This is a genomic window from Microvirga calopogonii (assembly GCF_003347665.1).
GTDB classification, from domain to species: domain Bacteria; phylum Pseudomonadota; class Alphaproteobacteria; order Rhizobiales; family Beijerinckiaceae; genus Microvirga; species Microvirga calopogonii.
Map to the genome: position 1 here is coordinate 56,404 of NZ_QDGA01000024.1, position 16,119 is coordinate 72,522.

The window sequence follows — 16,119 nt, forward strand, 5'->3', positions numbered from 1 at the left end:
GGTAATGCTCGAAGAAGGAAAAGGATGACAGGTGGTCAATCTGTAGAAGTAGAGGTCGTACCGGATGGTACAAAAGGCCTACGCAGACTACAGAAAGTTAGTAAGCTGAATGAGAACCCAAAATGGGTGAACCGCGATCTCTACCGCCTTATGTATGAGCCAGACTTGTACATTGCGGCATATGAGAACATCAAAAGTTCACCGGGCAATATGACGGCGGGGACAGACAACGAGACTATCGACGGCTTCTCTATGAAGCAAATCGACAGAATCATCCAGTCCATGAAGGATCAAACCTTCACCTTTACCCGAGCTAGAAGGACCTATATCCCGAAAGCCAACGGTAAACTTCGCCCTCTGGGGATACCCTCTCCGAAGGACAAGGTCGTACAGGGAGTTATAAGAATGATCCTGTCAATCATTTACGACGGGAGCAAACCAACCTTCCTACCATGTAGCCATGGCTTTCGAGCCAACAAGGGAACTCACACAGCCCTGAAGGAAGTGCGTTCATGGCACTCTGTGAATTGGTTCGTTGAAGGTGACATCAAAGGTTGCTTCGACAATATCGATCACGGAACTCTGATTGCGATACTTTCCAAAAGGATCGAAGACCAACGGTTCCTAGATCTAATATGGAAAGCGTTGAAGGCAGGCTACCTTGAAGGAACTACGCAAGTGAATTCACTTGCAGGCACTCCGCAGGGAAGTATAGTCAGCCCTATACTGGCGAACATCTACCTTCACGAATTCGATTTGTGGATGGAACGATTCAAAGTCGCAAACGAAGTTGGCGAACGTAAACGGGTCAATCCCGGTTACACAGCCATCGTCAAACAGCGACTTCGCCTATCGAAAAAGGGGTTGTCAAAGACGAGTGAGGAAATGATCAAGCTCGCTAAAGAGCTTCGTCAGACACCTTCTTTGATGCACAACGATCCAGGGTACGTTCGCATTAAGTACGTCCGCTATGCGGACGACTGGCTTGTAGCAATCGACGGTCCGCATGGTCTCGCCGAAAAACTCAAGACAGAGGCAACTGCCTACTTTCGAGATGAACTACATCTGGAGCTAAGTGCTGAAAAAACACACGTCCGACAAGCCAGAACCGAGCAGGCTAAGTTCCTAGGAACTTATGTCACAATCGGCGCGGGAGACGCGATCCTCCGGAAAGCGAAACTGAAGGACGGGAGATTCATCATTCGTAGAGCGAATGTGAATCACCTAACCATGATGTACGCACCAAAAGAGGAGCTTATCATAAGTCTCTCGGAACGTGGTTTCTGCGACAGAAATGGGAACCCAGCAGCTAAAACTGCCTGGACTGTGCAGGACGATCATATGATCGTTGAGCGCTACGGACAGATACTTTCGGGAATATTCAATTATTACTCGTTCGTCGACAATCCGCTGGCACTTAAACACATCCAGCACATTCTCCATTTCTCTTGCGCAAAGACACTATGCCGGAAACACCAGACTTCACTGGCTAAGTTATTCCGGTTGCGACGCAAGAATCTAACGGTACCAAAGCGTTGGGACAAAGATGGCAAGCCCACGGCCTACATCTCACTACCACTGCGACGGAACTGGAAGAAGAACCGAGCGGCATTCCTAATCAACGCTAAGGTCGCAGACCTCATCTTGTTGGGAATACATAAACGGACGCGGAGCAAACTAGACAGTCCTTGCGCAGTCTGTGGAAACTCGGAGGATGTAGAAATGCATCACCTCCGACATGTACGAAAGGGCAGGCAAGTAGGCTTTGCCGCTGTTATGGCTGCTATGAACCGCAAACAGATCCCTGTTTGTCATACATGCCATATCAAAATCCATGCTGGTAAATATGATGGCATTAAGCTATCAGATTTTGCCCTGCCAAAACTGGCAAAAGCGTAGGAAAGGTGGCCGAGTGGTCTAAGGCAGAAGTCTTGAAAACTTCCGGGCGTTTACGCGCCCCGTGGGTTCGAATCCCACCCTTTCCGCCACTCGCTGACGATCACTGGAGAGCCGTGTGCTATGAAAGTCGCAAGCACGGTTCGGAGGAAGATACGTGACATCTCCCTGAGACTTGCGTATCGATCCTACACCGCCGTGGGTGCAAGCCCACCGTGGGTTCGAATCCCACCCCCTCCGCCATCTCCGAGTTCGTTCTTCAAACTGCCGATTTGGCTATCCGGATCGTTTCATTAACCAAAACGCCTAAAACCAATCCGTGGGGCGGATTTGAGCCCGCCTCCATGTCGCTCCTCGCAGGATCTGACAATCGGAAGAGCGCCACAGGAGGTTCGGTCTAGGATAAGGGACTGAAAGACAAAGGCTATTTGGAGAGGATTTTGGACGCGTGGCGCGCTCGTCGTACACCACGACAGCACATAGCAGCATGGTCAAAGCAGCCTTTTCGCTAAAGCAATATTGGAGCTTATCGCGTTATCTTATTGTCATGAGTGCGAAAATATAAAATTGAAATAATATTCTTATATTGTTAGCTTTGCCATTGACAAGCGCGGCTATTTAACTTTCCTTTAAGGACCCAAAAGCACTTTGGCTCAAGGCCCAGGCTAGCCTAGCCCCTGCCATGCACGGTGCGGATAATGGATGCGAGACCACATGCCTTCTAATCGCGCAGAAGTGATGACCGACCTGAAGGGGAAAGCCTCTTCCTTCAATCAGTGGACTCTCCTCCGCATCGCAGGCGTGACCGCAATCGCCCTGACCGCAGCCAATTGCTCCTCCAATGTCCGTGGCGGCATCGATCCCAAGTATGGCGTTGCTCCGAGCCCCAAAGTGGTTGCCGACGGTCAGCCCGTTCCCAAGGGCGGCGGTCGCGAGATGGTCGGGAAGCCCTACACGGTGGCCGGCCGCACTTATGTCCCCAACGAGACGCCGCGCTCCAGCGAAGGCCTCGCCTCTTGGTACGGATCGAATTTCCATGGCCGGATGACCGCCAATGGCGAGGTGTTTGACCGGGATTCGATTGCGGCCGCGCATACCACGATGCCGCTTCCGAGCTATGCCCGGGTAACGAATCTGCAGAACGGCCATTCGATGATCGTCCGCGTGAACGATCGCGGCCCGTTCCATGGCAATCGGGTCATCGACGTGTCCGAGCGCGCTGCCGCTGCCCTCGGGTTCCGTCAGTCCGGCACGGCGAGGGTGCGGGTCGACTACGTCGGCCGCGCGTCCACGAACGGTAGCGACGACCGTATCCTCCTGGCGAGCCTGCGGACTGATGGAACGCCGGCATCCCTGACAGGCTCGGCACCGACGATGATCGCCCAGGCGGCACCCCAGACCAATGCTCCGCGTCAGGCGATCGCGTTGCGCACCTACGAGCCTGATGATGGAGCGTACGCGGCCCCGGCCCGTCCGTCGCAGGCGGCTGGTTCCGGCGCGGTTGCCAGCAATGTGCCGCTTCCGCCGGAGCGCCCGTTCGACCTAGGCACGATCCCGGGCGCCTCAAGCCCGGTTGCCCGGATCAGTTCCGTGGCCCCGGGAACCGCTCCGGCCTCGCGTCCCGTGGTGGCGAGCCTCTATGGAACGTCGTCTGACGATGCTCGCTCCGGTTTCCAGAGGGGCAGCAGCTCCATGGCGGCCGATCCCACGAGGTTCGTGCTGCGATAGAAGACGGGTCCTTGCGACCTGATCGACAGAACAGCATGAATGGGTCGGCACATCGGATCGCGTCCCAAAAGCACAGGTCTACGTTCGGGTTCTATGCTCTAGCGTAGCAGCCCGTTGATTTGTTGTTGACGCGCCACAGATTCGGGGTCTCCTAGGGGAAGAGCCTGGAGAAGCCGACGATGCGTCATGTTAAAATCGCCCGAGCCCTGGCGGCGATTGGATTTGTGTGGAGTGCTGTCTCTCTTTCGTTTGCGTGGCCGCAAGCGGCTCATGCACAGAATTTTCAGACATCCGCGCCCACAGCCATCCTTATGGACGCAGGAAGCCATGCGGTTCTTTTCGAGAAGAACGCCGATGAACTGACCGCACCCGCCAGTATGGCGAAGACCATGACGGCCGAGGTGGTCTTCAACGAGATCAAGAATGGTCGCCTGAATTTCGACAGCGAATTCATGATCTCGGAGAATGCCTGGCGCAGAGGCGGCGGCGGATCCGGCGGTTCGTCCATGTTCGCCAAGGTGAACACCCCGGTCAGGCTCGAAGACCTCATTCGGGGCCTCGTCGTTCAGTCGGGCAACGACGCGGCCATCGCCATCGCCGAAGGTGTTGCCGGAACGGAAGACAACTTCGCCCGCATGATGAACGAGCGAGCCAAGCAGATCGGCCTCACGCATTCGACGTTCCGCAACGCCACCGGCTATGGCCATCCTGAGCAGAAGGTCACCGTGCGCGACTTGGCGAAGCTCGCGCTTCACCTCATTGAGACCTACCCGGACCTCTACAAGATTTTCGGCGAGCGCGAGTTCACCTGGAACAAGATCCGCCAGCAGAACCGCAACCCGTTGCTGTTCATGGATATTGGCGCGGATGGTTTGAAAACCGGCAATATCGACGAGTCCGGCTTTGGCCTGATGGGCTCCGCCGTCCAGAACGACCAGCGCCTGATCGTGGTCGTGAACGGCCTCAAGACGGCCAAAGACCGCGCCACCGAGGCCCGCAAGCTTCTGGACTGGGGTTTCCGGGCCTTCGAGACCCAGCAGCTCTTCGCCGAGGGGCAGGTGGTCGGCGAGGCTCAGGTTTTCGGCGGGAACAAAAGATCGCTGCCGCTTGTGTCCAAGAAGCCTGTTCGTGTACTTGTGCCCCGTGGAGAGAGCGAACGGGTCACCGCCCGCATCGTCTACACCGGACCGCTGAAGGCTCCTGTCCAGAAGGGAGCGGAGGTGGCCCGGCTCCAGGTCAGCCGCGGGGATATGCAGGCGCTCGACATGCCGCTCTATGCCGATGAGGACATTCAGGAAGGGACGCTGAGCCAGAGGGCCCTGGATGGCCTGCTGGAATTCAGCACCGGATGGGTCCGCCGCGCTTTCACGAGTGTGATCGAAGGCATTTGATGGCTGGCTGTTTCATTACATTCGAAGGCGGGGAGGGCGCCGGCAAGTCGACCCAGATCCAAAGGCTGAAGACCCGGCTGGAGCGTCTCGCTCAGCCGGTCCTCGTGACCCGCGAGCCCGGCGGCTCGCCGCATGCCGAGGAAATCCGTGCATTCATTCTGGGCGGCCAAGCCAAGCATCTCGGGCCTTTCGCGGAAGCTCTCCTGTTCGCCGCAGCCCGGATCGACCACCTGGACAAGACCATCAAGCCGGCGCTCAAGGGCGGGACCCACGTTCTCTGCGACCGCTTCGCGGATTCGACCCGGGCCTATCAAGGTTCCCTGGGCAATCTCGACAAGGATCTGATCGACCAGCTCGAGAGGGTGACCCTGCAGGGCGTAAGGCCCGATCTGACCTTGATCCTCGATCTTCCCGCCGAAACCGGGCTGGCCCGAGCCGGAGCCCGGCAGGCGGGGAAAGGCGAGGGGGCTGATCGGTTCGAGGAGGAGGACGTCTCCTTCCACCAATCCCTGAGGCAGGCCTATCTCTCCATCGCCCAGGCCGAGCCGAAACGATGCGTTGTCATCAACGCCGACCAGGATCCCGACGAGGTCGAGACTGCGATCTGGGCTGCCGTGCGCGAGCGTCTTCCTCAACTGGCCGAACATGCGATGAGGCCTCTCGATGTCGCGTGACGAGCAGGGCATTCCGGAGCCGGATCAGTTCGACAATGCGCCCCACCCCCGGGAGCAGTTCGCGTTCTTCGGCCACCGAGAGGGCGAGGAGGCTTTCCTCGAGGGCCTGCGCAGCGGCCGCCTTCACCATGCCTGGCTCATCGGCGGAGCCCAGGGGATCGGCAAGGCCACTCTGGCCTATCGGGTGGCCCGCACGGTTCTCGATCCGCAGAAGTCGAACGACCGGTCGATTTCAAGCCTAGACGTCCCGGCCGGTTCGCATGTGGCGCGTCAGGTGGCGGTGCTCTCGCATCCCAATCTTTCCGTTTTGAGGCGAGCTCCGGCTACGGACAAAAAGGGGCCGTCCGCTACGATTCCGGTCGATGCGGTGCGTCGGGCGCTCGGCATGTTCGGCTCGACCGCCGCCGACGGGGGCTACCGGGTCTGCATCGTCGACAGTGCCGAGGACCTGACCATTTCGAGCGCTAACGCGTTGCTCAAGGTGATCGAGGAGCCGCCGCCGCGTTCGCTCTTTCTGATCGTCAGCCACGCGCCCCAGCGGGTTCTCCCGACTATTCGCTCGCGCTGCCGACGGCTCCTGCTTCGCCCCCTGGAGGAACAGGACATCAAGGCAGCGATCGCTTCCCTCGGGGCTCCCTGGACCGATATCCCGCGGGACGTGGTGGATCAGGCGCTTCGCTATGGAGAAGGCTCGGTCCGACGCACCCTCGAGCTGCTCGACGCCGACAAGGTGGCCTTCATCGATCAGGTGACCCGGCTCTTGAACGGTTTGCCGAAAGTCGACACCAAGCAGATTCTCGCGCTTGCCGAAGCTCTGTCAAAACGCGACGCTGACGACAGTTATGAGCTCACCCTGGAAACCGTGCAGCGCTGGGTCTCCGATCGGCTCCACGAGCGGGCGGGCCTGGGTGCGTCCCGCCTTGCGCCTTTGGTGGAGGTATGTGACAAGATCGGCCGTTCGGCGCGCGAGATCGATGTGTTCAACCTCGACCGCCGGCCCTTCATCCTGACGATGTTCGATGATCTCGCCGAAGCGGTTCGGCGGGCGGCTTGAAGCCTCGTCGTCCGAATGGTTTTGATTTCAGGTTTTAGGATCCGACATGGCCGACAAACAGAAATTCTACATCACCACGGCTATTTCGTACCCGAATGGGGCTCCCCATATCGGCCATGCCTACGAGGTCGTTGCATCCGATGCGATCGCGCGGTTCAAGCGTATCGACGGCTATGACGTGTTCTTCATGACCGGAACGGACGAGCATGGACTGAAGATCCAGCAGACGGCCGACAAGAACGGCACGACGCCCAAGGCCTTCGTCGACGAGATGGCGGCGAAGTTCAAGGCCATGGCCGACCGGCTCGATTGCTCCTATGACCGGTTCATCCGCACGACCGATCCCGATCATCTGCCCTCGACCCAGGAGCTATGGCGCCGGATGCAGGAGAAGGGGGATATCTATCTCTCCAACTATTCCGGCTGGTACTCGGTCCGCGACGAGGCCTATTACGACGAGAGCGAGCTGACGAAGCAGCCTGACGGCAGCTGGCGCGCGCCGACCGGAACGCCCGTGGATTGGATCGAGGAGGAGAGCTACTTCTTCCGCCTCTCCGCCTACCAAGACCGCCTGCTCGCCCATTACGAGGCTAATCCGGATTTCATCAGCCCGGAAACCCGCCGCAACGAGATCACGAGTTTCGTCCGGTCCGGCCTCCAGGACCTCTCGATCAGCCGGACGACCTTCAACTGGGGCCTGCCGGTGCCCGGCGATCCGAAGCACGTCATGTATGTCTGGATCGACGCCCTCAACAATTACATAACCGGCTGCGGCTTCCCGAACGAGAACGATCCGCGCTGGCATTATTGGCCGGCGGACGTGCACATCATCGGCAAGGACATCGTGCGCTTCCACACGGTCTACTGGCCCGCTTTCCTCATGTCGGCCGAGCTGCCGCTGCCCAAGCGCGTCTTCGGCCATGGCTTCCTGCTCAACAAGGGCGAGAAGATGTCGAAGTCGGTCGGCAACGTGGTCGATCCATTCGATCTCGCCGATACCTACGGGGTCGACCAGATCCGCTACTTCTTCATGCGCGAGGTGCCCTTCGGCCAGGACGGGAACTACTCCCACGAGGCTATCGTCAACCGCATCAACGCTGATCTCGCGAACGATCTCGGTAACCTTGCCCAGCGCTCCCTGTCCATGATCGCCAAGAACTGCGACGCTGCCGTTCCGCAGCCGGGCGAGTTCACCCAGGCCGATCAGGACATGCTATGGCTTGCCGATGCGCTGCCTGGAAAGACGAGAGCGGCCATGAAGGACTTCGCCGTCCACACGACGCTGTCCGAGATCTGGGCCGTGGTGGCGGAAGCCAACCGCTATTTCGCCTCCCAGGAGCCCTGGGTGCTGCGCAAGAGCGACCCTGTGCGGATGAACACGGTGCTGTACGTGACGGCCGAAGTTCTGCGGGCGGTCGGAATCCTGGCTCAGCCTTTCGTGCCGACGGCGGCTGCCAAGCTGCTCGACCTTCTGGCGGTTCCGCCAGAGGGCAGGGTGCTTGCGAACATCGGCCCGGAGCACCGCTTGGCGGCTGGAACTGCCTTGCCGCAACCTGCGCCGATTTTCCCGCGTTATATCGAGGCGGAGGCGTCCTGACGCGTCCGCTTTGATCGGCCGTCACGGCCCTCGGCGGAAGCGCGATGTACACCACGTTCATGTTTGCCACCGGGATCGAGAACAGCATCCCGACCATCAACAATGGCCGCGCCCGCATCGACGAGATGGAGAAATGCGGCCATTACACCCATTGGCGGACGGATTTCGAGCTCTTGGAGGATCTCGACATCCAAGTCCTCCGCTATGGTCCGCCGCTCCACAAGACGTTCATCGGCCCGGGGCGTTACGACTGGACCTTTGCCGACATGACCTTCGGCGAGCTCCAGCGCCGCAACATCATTCCCATCGTCGATCTATGCCATTTCGGCGTGCCGGATTGGATCGGCAATTTCCAGAACCCGGATTTCCCTGCTCTTTTCGCGTCTTATGCGGAAGACTTCGCGCGTCGCTTCACTTGGCTTCAGCTCTATACCCCCATCAACGAGATGTTCATCTGCGCCCAGTTCTCGGCCGCCTACGGCTGGTGGAACGAGCAGCTGACAAGCGACCAGTCGTTCGTGACCGCCCTGAAGCATATCGTGAAGGCCAACGTGCTGGCCATGGAGCGGATTCTCAAGGTTCGGCCGGATGCCCTGTTCATCCAGAGCGAATCTTCGGAATATTTCCATGCGGAGAACCCGGCGGCCATCAAGCCCTCCGAGATCATGAATTCCCGGCGCTTCCTGTCCCTCGACCTGAACTATGGAAGACGGGTCGACTCGGAAATGTACGAGTTCCTGATGGATAGCGGCATGACCCGGGACGAGTACCATTTCTTCCTCAGCCGTTCGTCCCTCCGCCATCACTGCATTATGGGGAACGACTACTACGTCACAAACGAGCACCGGGTTCGGGAGGACGGCACGACCGAGTCAGCCGGGGATGTTTTTGGTTACGACGAGATTACCCGGCAGTACTATGATCGCTATCGGCTGCCCGTCATGCATACCGAGACAAACCTCATGCAGGGCCCAAATGGCGATGAGGCGGTCAACTGGCTCTGGAAGCAATGGGCGAATGTGCTGAGAGTCCGCAACACGGGTGTCCCTATCGTCGGCTTTACGTGGTACTCGCTTACCGACCAGATGGACTGGGATACGGCGCTTCGGGAGGAAAACAACCGGGTCACTCCCGTCGGTCTTTACGACCTTGACCGCAACATCCGTCCCGTGGGGCGCCGCTATAAGAAGCTGATTCACGATTGGTGCGACGTGCTTCCCGCCCAAAGCGTGTGCCTGACCGTACCCGTCGTCCGCCCACAGGATCATGACGAGGCGCCGATCCGCAGGCACCAGGACCGGATGCGCAAGATGCTGCACAAGGAGGCCAAGGAGGACGACGAACCCGTGGCCACCGCCCAGGGTGCCCATCGGTAGACGGATAGGCCGATCCGATCTATTCAGCTAGCGCATCGCGCGGACCCAGAGGAGGGCGCCTTCACCCATGCTGGTCGACAGCCACTGCCACCTGGACTTCCCGGATTTTCAGAGCCGCCTCCGCGAGGTACTGGCTGCCGCTTCAGCCGCCGACGTCGGTCGCATGGTGACGATCTCGACCCGCGTGGCGCACTTCGACACCTACCGGTCCCTAGCCGAGTCGCATGAGAGCATCTTCTGCTCCGTCGGCACCCACCCGCACAATGCGGCGGACGAGCCCGATGTGCCGGCCGAGCGGCTGGCCGAGCTCTCGGCCCATCCCCGCTGCATCGCCATCGGCGAGGCGGGTCTCGACTATCATTACGACAAAAGCCCGCGCGACGTGCAGCAGCGGGTATTCCGCACCCATATCGAGGCCGCGAGGACAACCGGGCTGCCCGTCGTCATCCATGCCCGCAATGCCGACGAGGACATGATCCGGATCCTGACCGAGGAGATGGGGCGAGGGCGCTTCGATGCGGTCCTCCACTGCTTCTCGTCCGGTGAAAAGCTGGCCCGGATTGGCGTCGAACTCGGCCTCTACGTTTCGTTCTCGGGCATTCTGACCTTCCGGAATTCGGAGGAGATCCGTCGCATCGCGGCGGCCGTTCCCCATGATCGCCTGCTGGTCGAGACCGATGCGCCCTATCTGGCTCCCGTACCTTATCGTGGGAAGACCAACGAGCCGGCTTTCGTGGCCCACACGGCCCACGTGCTCGCGGAGGTCACCGGGATGAGCGACCAGGAGACTGCCAGCCTGACGACGGCCAATTTTTATCGCCTGTTTTCCAAGGCAGCCGCCGCTGATGCGGTCGAGGGGCAGGCGATCGCATCATGACCTTGAAAATCACGATCCTCGGTTGCGGATCCTCGGCCGGCGTGCCGCGCGTGGGCGTCGGCTGGGGCGCCTGCGATCCCTCGAATCCCAAGAATCGCCGCCGCCGCTGCTCGATCCTGGTCGAGAAAACGGGCCTGGACGGAGCAAAGACAACCCTCTTGGTCGATACCGGACCGGACCTGCGCGAGCAGCTCCTTAGTGCCGATGTCCGGCATCTCGATGCCGTGCTCGTCACGCATGAGCACGCGGACCATATCCATGGGATCGACGATCTACGTCCGCTCGCCCTCGTCCAGCGGCAGCGGATTCCGGTCTATGCCGACCGAATGACCAGCGAGCTGCTCCAGATGCGGTTCGGCTATTGCTTCGACACGCCGGCCGGCAGCAGCTATCCGCCGATCCTCAGAATGCGCCATCTGCAGCCCGGCACGATGACGTCGATCTCTGGCGCTGGCGGCAACATCGAGGCACTGCCATTCAGGATGATCCACGGCGATATCGACGCCATGGGCTTCAGGTTCGGCAAGATCGCCTACGCGCCGGATGTGAGCCGCATGCCGGAAGAGAGCCTGCCTGTCCTGGAGGGCCTGGATGTCCTGATCCTGGATGCCTTGCGCTACACGCCGCATCCGACCCATTTTTCCGTGTCCGAAGCCTTGGAGCTGATCGACAGGGTCAAGCCTAAGCGCGCCATCCTGACGAACCTGCATACGGATTTGGACTACGAGGCCCTGCGCGGCAAGCTGCCAGGACATATCGAACCGGCCTATGACGGGCTGCAGATCGAGGCTCCTTGAGGGTTACCGGCCCTGAACCCTAACCCTTCGAAACGCAGGCCTCAGACCACCCGGCCGGAGCGTTGCTCCAGAACGGCGATGTACGCGTCCCGAGACGGCTTGAGATGGTCGCGGCAGAGCTGCACCAATTTCTCGCGATCGGCTGCTTTCAGGGCTTCGATCATGGCCCGATGGTCCTCCTTTGCCTTGGCGAGGTGCTCTGGATCCGCCGCCGTATAGGAACGGACCCCATGGGCCTTCTGGGCGAGATTCCGAATGAGTTCGATCAGGTGCGGGTTGCCGCAGGCGCCGAAGAGCGCGTTGTGGAAGGCTATGTTCGTCCGGAACGCTGCCCGGGAATCGCCCCGGTCGACGGCGGTGGAATGCTCCTCGTGGATATCGGTGAGGGCGGCGAGGGTCTCCGGCCCGGGCGGAAGCGGGATCTGCTGCGCCGCGAGCGTCTCCAAGGCCTCGCGTACGAAATAGATTTGACGAACATCCATCGGACTCAGCATGCGCACCGTCGCGCCCTTGTTCTGCACGCGCTCGACCAAGCCCATCCGCTCGAGCTCAGCGATAGCCTCGCGTACGACATGCCGTTTGACGTCGAACCGGGCAGCGATGTCTTCCTCGATCAGCCGCTCCCTGGGCTGCAGCCACCCGAGGACGATTTCCTCCTCCAGGGCATGCGCCACCTGCCTAGCGCGAGCTGCCGAGGCCTGTCTCTCCGCACCATCCATGCCGACAACCAGTCCTAATCAACATTATTGTTGACAATCTTGATAACACATCAATGATCGCTCGTCATGAGCGATGATCCCAAGCCTCCCCCGTTCGGTTTACGCCGCAATCTCACCAGCTACGGTGATCCCGCGTTCTCCCTTTTCCTGCGCAAGGCATTCATCAAAGCGGCCGGCTTCTCCGACGATGCCCTGGATCGATCCATCGTCGGAATCACCAACACCTTCAGCGACTTCAACCCCTGCCACGGCAACGTGCCTCGGCTCATTGAGGCGGTGAAGCGGGGCGTCATGCTGGCGGGCGGTCTCCCGATGGAGTTCCCCACGATCTCCATTCACGAGTCCTTTGCCAGTCCGACCAGCATGTTCCTGCGCAACCTCATGGCCATGGACACGGAGGAGATGATCCGCGCCCAGCCCATGGACGCGGTGGTGCTGATCGGGGGCTGCGACAAGACCGTTCCGGCGCAGCTCATGGCGGCCGCGAGCGTAGATGTGCCGGCGATCCAGCTGATCACGGGACCGATGCTGGTCGGCCATCACAAGGGCGAGATGCTGGGAGCCTGCACCGATTGCCGCCGCCTATGGGGGCAGCACCGGGCCGGGGGCATGGACCAGGGTGAGGTGGAGGTCGTCAGCGGACGCCTTGCCCCGACCCAAGGCACGTGCATGGTCATGGGTACGGCAAGCACCATGGGCTGCCTCGTCGAGGCGCTCGGCATCGCGTTGCCGGGAACCGGCACGATCCCGGCAACCCATGCGGATCGGATCCGGGCCGCCGAGGCGAGCGGACGCGAAGCCGTTTCAGTGGCAGTGCGTGGAACGCGCCCGAGCGAGCTGCTGACGGAGGCGGCCTTCCGCAACGCCATGGTGGTGCTGCAGGCGATCGGCGGCTCGACCAACGGCCTCGTCCATCTCTCAGCGATTGCGCGCCGTCGCGGTCTCAGGATCGACCTGGAGGAGTTCGACAAGATCGGTCGCGAGGTCCCCGTGCTCGTGGACCTGAAGCCCTCTGGCACGAAGTACATGGAGCATTTCCACTGGGCTGGGGGCATGCCCCGCCTGCTGCACGAGTTGCGCGACCACCTCAACCTGGACGCCGTTACCGTCACCGGCGCGACCATCCGGGCCGTTGCCGACGGTGCCGAGGACGTGCCAGGGCAGACGGTCATCCGCAGCCTAAATGATCCTCTCAAGGCTACCGGTGCGATGGCGGTCCTGCGCGGGAATCTCGCTCCTCTTGGGGCGGTAATCAAGCACTCGGCGGCTTCGCCCAGGCTTCTGCAGCATACCGGCCGTGCGGTCGTGTTCGAGTCGGTCGAGGATCTCGTCACCCGGATCGACGATCCGGAACTCGACGTGACGGCGGAGGACGTTCTCGTCCTGCGGAATGCCGGACCGAAAGGAGCACCCGGCATGCCCGAGGCCGGTTATCTACCGATCCCGAAGAAGCTCGCGCAGGCCGGCGTGACCGACATGGTCAGAATTTCCGATGCCCGTATGAGCGGAACCGCCTTCGGTACAATTGTTCTCCATATAGCTCCCGAGTCTGCGACCGGCGGTCCACTTGGCCTCGTGCGGAGCGGAGACATGATCCGATTGGATGTACCCGCGCGCCGCCTCGAACTCCTCGTGGACGAACACGAGTTGGAGCGTCGCGCTCAGGAATGGACGCCGCCGTGTCATCTCACTGAGGAGAGTCGTGGATACCGGGGCCTTTATCTGAAGAGCGTGCTGCAGGCCGACGAGGGCTGCGATTTCGATTTCTGCTAACAGCTTTCCCGCTATTGCCCACGCCCACCTGAGCGAGATTCACATGCGCATCATCGATGTCCGCGAGATTACCCAGCCGATCGCCTCGCCGATCCGAAACGCCTATATCGATTTTTCGAAGATGACGACGAGCCTCGTCGCCGTCGTGACCGATGTGGTGCGCGACGGTCGCCGCGTCGTCGGCTACGGTTTTAACTCTAACGGCCGTTACGGGCAGGGCGGCCTCATCCGCGAGCGCTTCCGCGACCGGATTCTGGAGGCGCCTCCGGAGAGCCTGATCGACGACAGCGGCAGCAACCTGGATCCGCACAAGATCTGGGCCACGATGATGAAGAACGAGAAGCCCGGCGGCCATGGCGAACGTTCGGTGGCCGTGGGCACTCTCGACATGGCGATCTGGGACGCCACGGCGAAAATCGCCGGCAAGCCGCTGTTCCGCCTTCTGGCGGAGCGAACGGGTCTCGAGGCTAATCCGAGAGTCTTCGTCTACGCGGCCGGCGGCTACTATTACCCGGGCAAGGACGACAGCGCCCTTCGGGCCGAAATGCGCAGCTATCTCGATCGCGGCTACAATGTCGTGAAGATGAAGATCGGCGGCGCCTCAATCGCGGAAGACCAGCGCCGGATCGAAGCGGTTCTCTCGGAGATCGGCTCACAGGCGCAGCTCGCCGTCGACGCGAATGGGCGCTTCGACCTCGAAACCGCCATTGCCTATGCCAAGATGCTTCGCGACTATCCGCTGTTCTGGTACGAGGAAGCGGGCGATCCGCTCGATTATTCTCTCCAAGCCGCACTCTCCGAGTTCTATCCCGGCCCGATGGCGACCGGCGAGAACCTGTTCTCGCACCAGGATGCGCGCAATCTCCTCCGCCATGGCGGAATGCGCCCAGATCGCGACTGGCTGCAATTCGACTGCGCCCTGGCTTATGGGCTCGTGGAATACCTGCGTACTCTCGACGTGTTGGCGCAATTCGGCTGGTCGCCCTCTCGGTGCATTCCTCATGGTGGGCATCAGATGTCGCTCAACATCGCGGCGGGCCTTGGGCTCGGCGGCAATGAGAGCTACCCGGACCTTTTTCAGCCCTATGGCGGTTTCCCGGACAGCGTGCGCGTGGAGAACGGCCACATCGTCATGCCCGAACTGCCCGGCATCGGGTTCGAAGGCAAGTCGGACCTGATCACGGTCATGCGCGATCTGGCGGAATGATCGGCCGATCCACCCTCGGATAAAGAAAAGCAAGAGTTATCATGTCATCTGAACACAAGAAGCGGTATCGACTGGCGGTCATTCCAGGTGATGGAATCGGAAAGGAAACGACGCCTGAAGGCGTGCGTGTTCTGGAGGCAGCGGCCAAGAAGTTCGGTTTCGACCTCCAGCTCGATCACTTCGATTTCTCCTCCTATGACTACTACGCCAAGCATGGCCGCATGCTGCCGGAGGACTGGAAGGAACAGATCGGATCGCACGAGGCTATCTTCTTCGGTGCCGTGGGCTGGCCGGAGAAGATCCCGGACCATGTCTCGCTTTGGGGATCGCTGCTGCAGTTCCGGCGAGAATTCGACCAGTACATCAACCTGCGGCCCGTGCGCCTGATGCCTGGTGTGCCGACGCCGCTCGCCAATCGCAAGCCCGGCGACATCGACTTCTGGGTCGTGCGTGAGAACACCGAAGGCGAGTATTCTTCCGTTGGCGGCAAGATGTTTCCCGGCACCGACCGGGAGGTGGTCATCCAGGAGACGGTGATGACGCGCATCGGCGTCGACCGGGTCCTGCGGTTTGCGTTCGACCTGGCGCAGAAGCGGCCGAAGAAGCATCTGACCTCGGCGACCAAATCGAACGGCATTTCGATCACGATGCCTTATTGGGACGAGCGCGTGGAGGAGATGGCCAGGAAGTATTCCGATGTGAAATGGGACAAGTATCACATCGACATACTCACAGCCCATTTCGTCCTTCACCCGGACTGGTTCGACGTGGTGGTCGCCTCGAACCTGTTCGGCGATATCCTGTCCGATTTGGGTCCTGCCTGCACGGGAACGATCGGCATTGCGCCGTCCGGCAACATCAATCCGGATCGAAACTTTCCGTCCCTGTTCGAGCCTGTCCACGGGTCGGCGCCTGACATTGCCGGGCAGGGGATCGCAAACCCCATCGGCCAGATCTGGTCCGGCGCGATGATGCTGGAGCACCTAGGGGAATCGGAAGCGGCAGCAGCCATCGTTCGCGCCATCGAGGA

13 protein-coding genes and 1 tRNA gene are annotated in these 16,119 nt (G+C 60.6%); 13 read left to right on the forward strand and 1 reads right to left on the reverse strand.

What is annotated here, in order from left to right; genetic code table 11:
• Positions 1-24: 24 nt before the first annotated feature.
• From DDF70_RS18215 to DDF70_RS18260, 10 genes are all read left to right on the forward strand, one after another.
• Positions 25-1,899 (forward strand): reverse transcriptase domain-containing protein, encoded by a 1,875-nt coding sequence (locus DDF70_RS18215; RefSeq protein WP_114946279.1) that lies wholly within the window; start codon positions 25-27, stop codon positions 1,897-1,899.
• Positions 1,899-1,988 (forward strand) — tRNA-Ser (locus DDF70_RS18220). The genes DDF70_RS18215 and DDF70_RS18220 overlap by 1 nt, the downstream gene beginning before the upstream one ends.
• Before the next feature lie 622 nt (positions 1,989-2,610).
• The gene (locus DDF70_RS18225) at positions 2,611-3,624 is read left to right on the forward strand and encodes a septal ring lytic transglycosylase RlpA family protein (RefSeq protein ID WP_114946280.1); all 1,014 of its coding nucleotides are present in this window, start codon (positions 2,611-2,613) and stop codon (positions 3,622-3,624) included.
• A gap of 179 nt (positions 3,625-3,803) precedes the next feature.
• Entirely contained in the window at positions 3,804-5,015 is a 1,212-nt protein-coding gene (locus tag DDF70_RS18230; RefSeq protein WP_114946281.1) for a D-alanyl-D-alanine carboxypeptidase family protein, read from the forward strand.
• On the forward strand, positions 5,015-5,689 hold the full coding sequence (gene tmk / locus DDF70_RS18235) for a dTMP kinase (protein WP_114946282.1): 675 nt from the start codon (positions 5,015-5,017) through the stop codon (positions 5,687-5,689). Before DDF70_RS18230 ends, tmk begins: the two co-directional genes overlap by 1 nt.
• Complete coding sequence (locus DDF70_RS18240; protein WP_114946283.1) at positions 5,679-6,743, forward strand: DNA polymerase III subunit delta'; 1,065 nt, start codon at positions 5,679-5,681, stop codon at positions 6,741-6,743. The genes tmk and DDF70_RS18240 overlap by 11 nt, the downstream gene beginning before the upstream one ends.
• A gap of 46 nt (positions 6,744-6,789) precedes the next feature.
• Complete coding sequence (gene metG, locus DDF70_RS18245) at positions 6,790-8,340, forward strand: methionine--tRNA ligase (RefSeq protein ID WP_114946284.1); 1,551 nt, start codon at positions 6,790-6,792, stop codon at positions 8,338-8,340.
• A gap of 44 nt (positions 8,341-8,384) precedes the next feature.
• The gene (locus DDF70_RS18250) at positions 8,385-9,716 is read left to right on the forward strand and encodes a family 1 glycosylhydrolase (protein WP_114946285.1); all 1,332 of its coding nucleotides are present in this window, start codon (positions 8,385-8,387) and stop codon (positions 9,714-9,716) included.
• A 67-nt stretch (positions 9,717-9,783) separates the two neighbouring features.
• The gene (locus DDF70_RS18255) at positions 9,784-10,593 is read left to right on the forward strand and encodes a TatD family hydrolase (RefSeq protein WP_114946286.1); all 810 of its coding nucleotides are present in this window, start codon (positions 9,784-9,786) and stop codon (positions 10,591-10,593) included.
• Entirely contained in the window at positions 10,590-11,390 is an 801-nt protein-coding gene (locus DDF70_RS18260) for an MBL fold metallo-hydrolase (protein ID WP_114946287.1), read from the forward strand. Before DDF70_RS18255 ends, DDF70_RS18260 begins: the two co-directional genes overlap by 4 nt.
• Positions 11,391-11,431: 41 nt before the next feature.
• Here DDF70_RS18260 and DDF70_RS18265 read toward each other — a convergent pair whose 3' ends face one another.
• The gene (locus DDF70_RS18265; RefSeq protein WP_114946288.1) at positions 11,432-12,109 is read right to left on the reverse strand and encodes a GntR family transcriptional regulator; all 678 of its coding nucleotides are present in this window, start codon (positions 12,107-12,109) and stop codon (positions 11,432-11,434) included.
• Between the two features lie 66 nt (positions 12,110-12,175).
• Between DDF70_RS18265 and DDF70_RS18270 the strand changes: the two genes are divergently transcribed.
• The 3 genes from DDF70_RS18270 to DDF70_RS18280 all read left to right on the forward strand — a co-directional run.
• A complete protein-coding gene (locus DDF70_RS18270; RefSeq protein ID WP_114946289.1) occupies positions 12,176-13,882 on the forward strand; it encodes an IlvD/Edd family dehydratase in 1,707 nt (568 codons plus the stop codon).
• A gap of 43 nt (positions 13,883-13,925) precedes the next feature.
• Positions 13,926-15,089 carry a mandelate racemase/muconate lactonizing enzyme family protein gene (locus DDF70_RS18275; protein WP_114946290.1) on the forward strand — a complete coding sequence of 388 codons (1,164 nt, stop codon included), beginning with the start codon at positions 13,926-13,928 and terminating at the stop codon, positions 15,087-15,089.
• 41 nt (positions 15,090-15,130) lie between these two features.
• Positions 15,131-16,119 (forward strand): tartrate dehydrogenase (locus tag DDF70_RS18280; protein WP_114946291.1); only part of this gene is annotated, 989 nt, incomplete at its 3' end.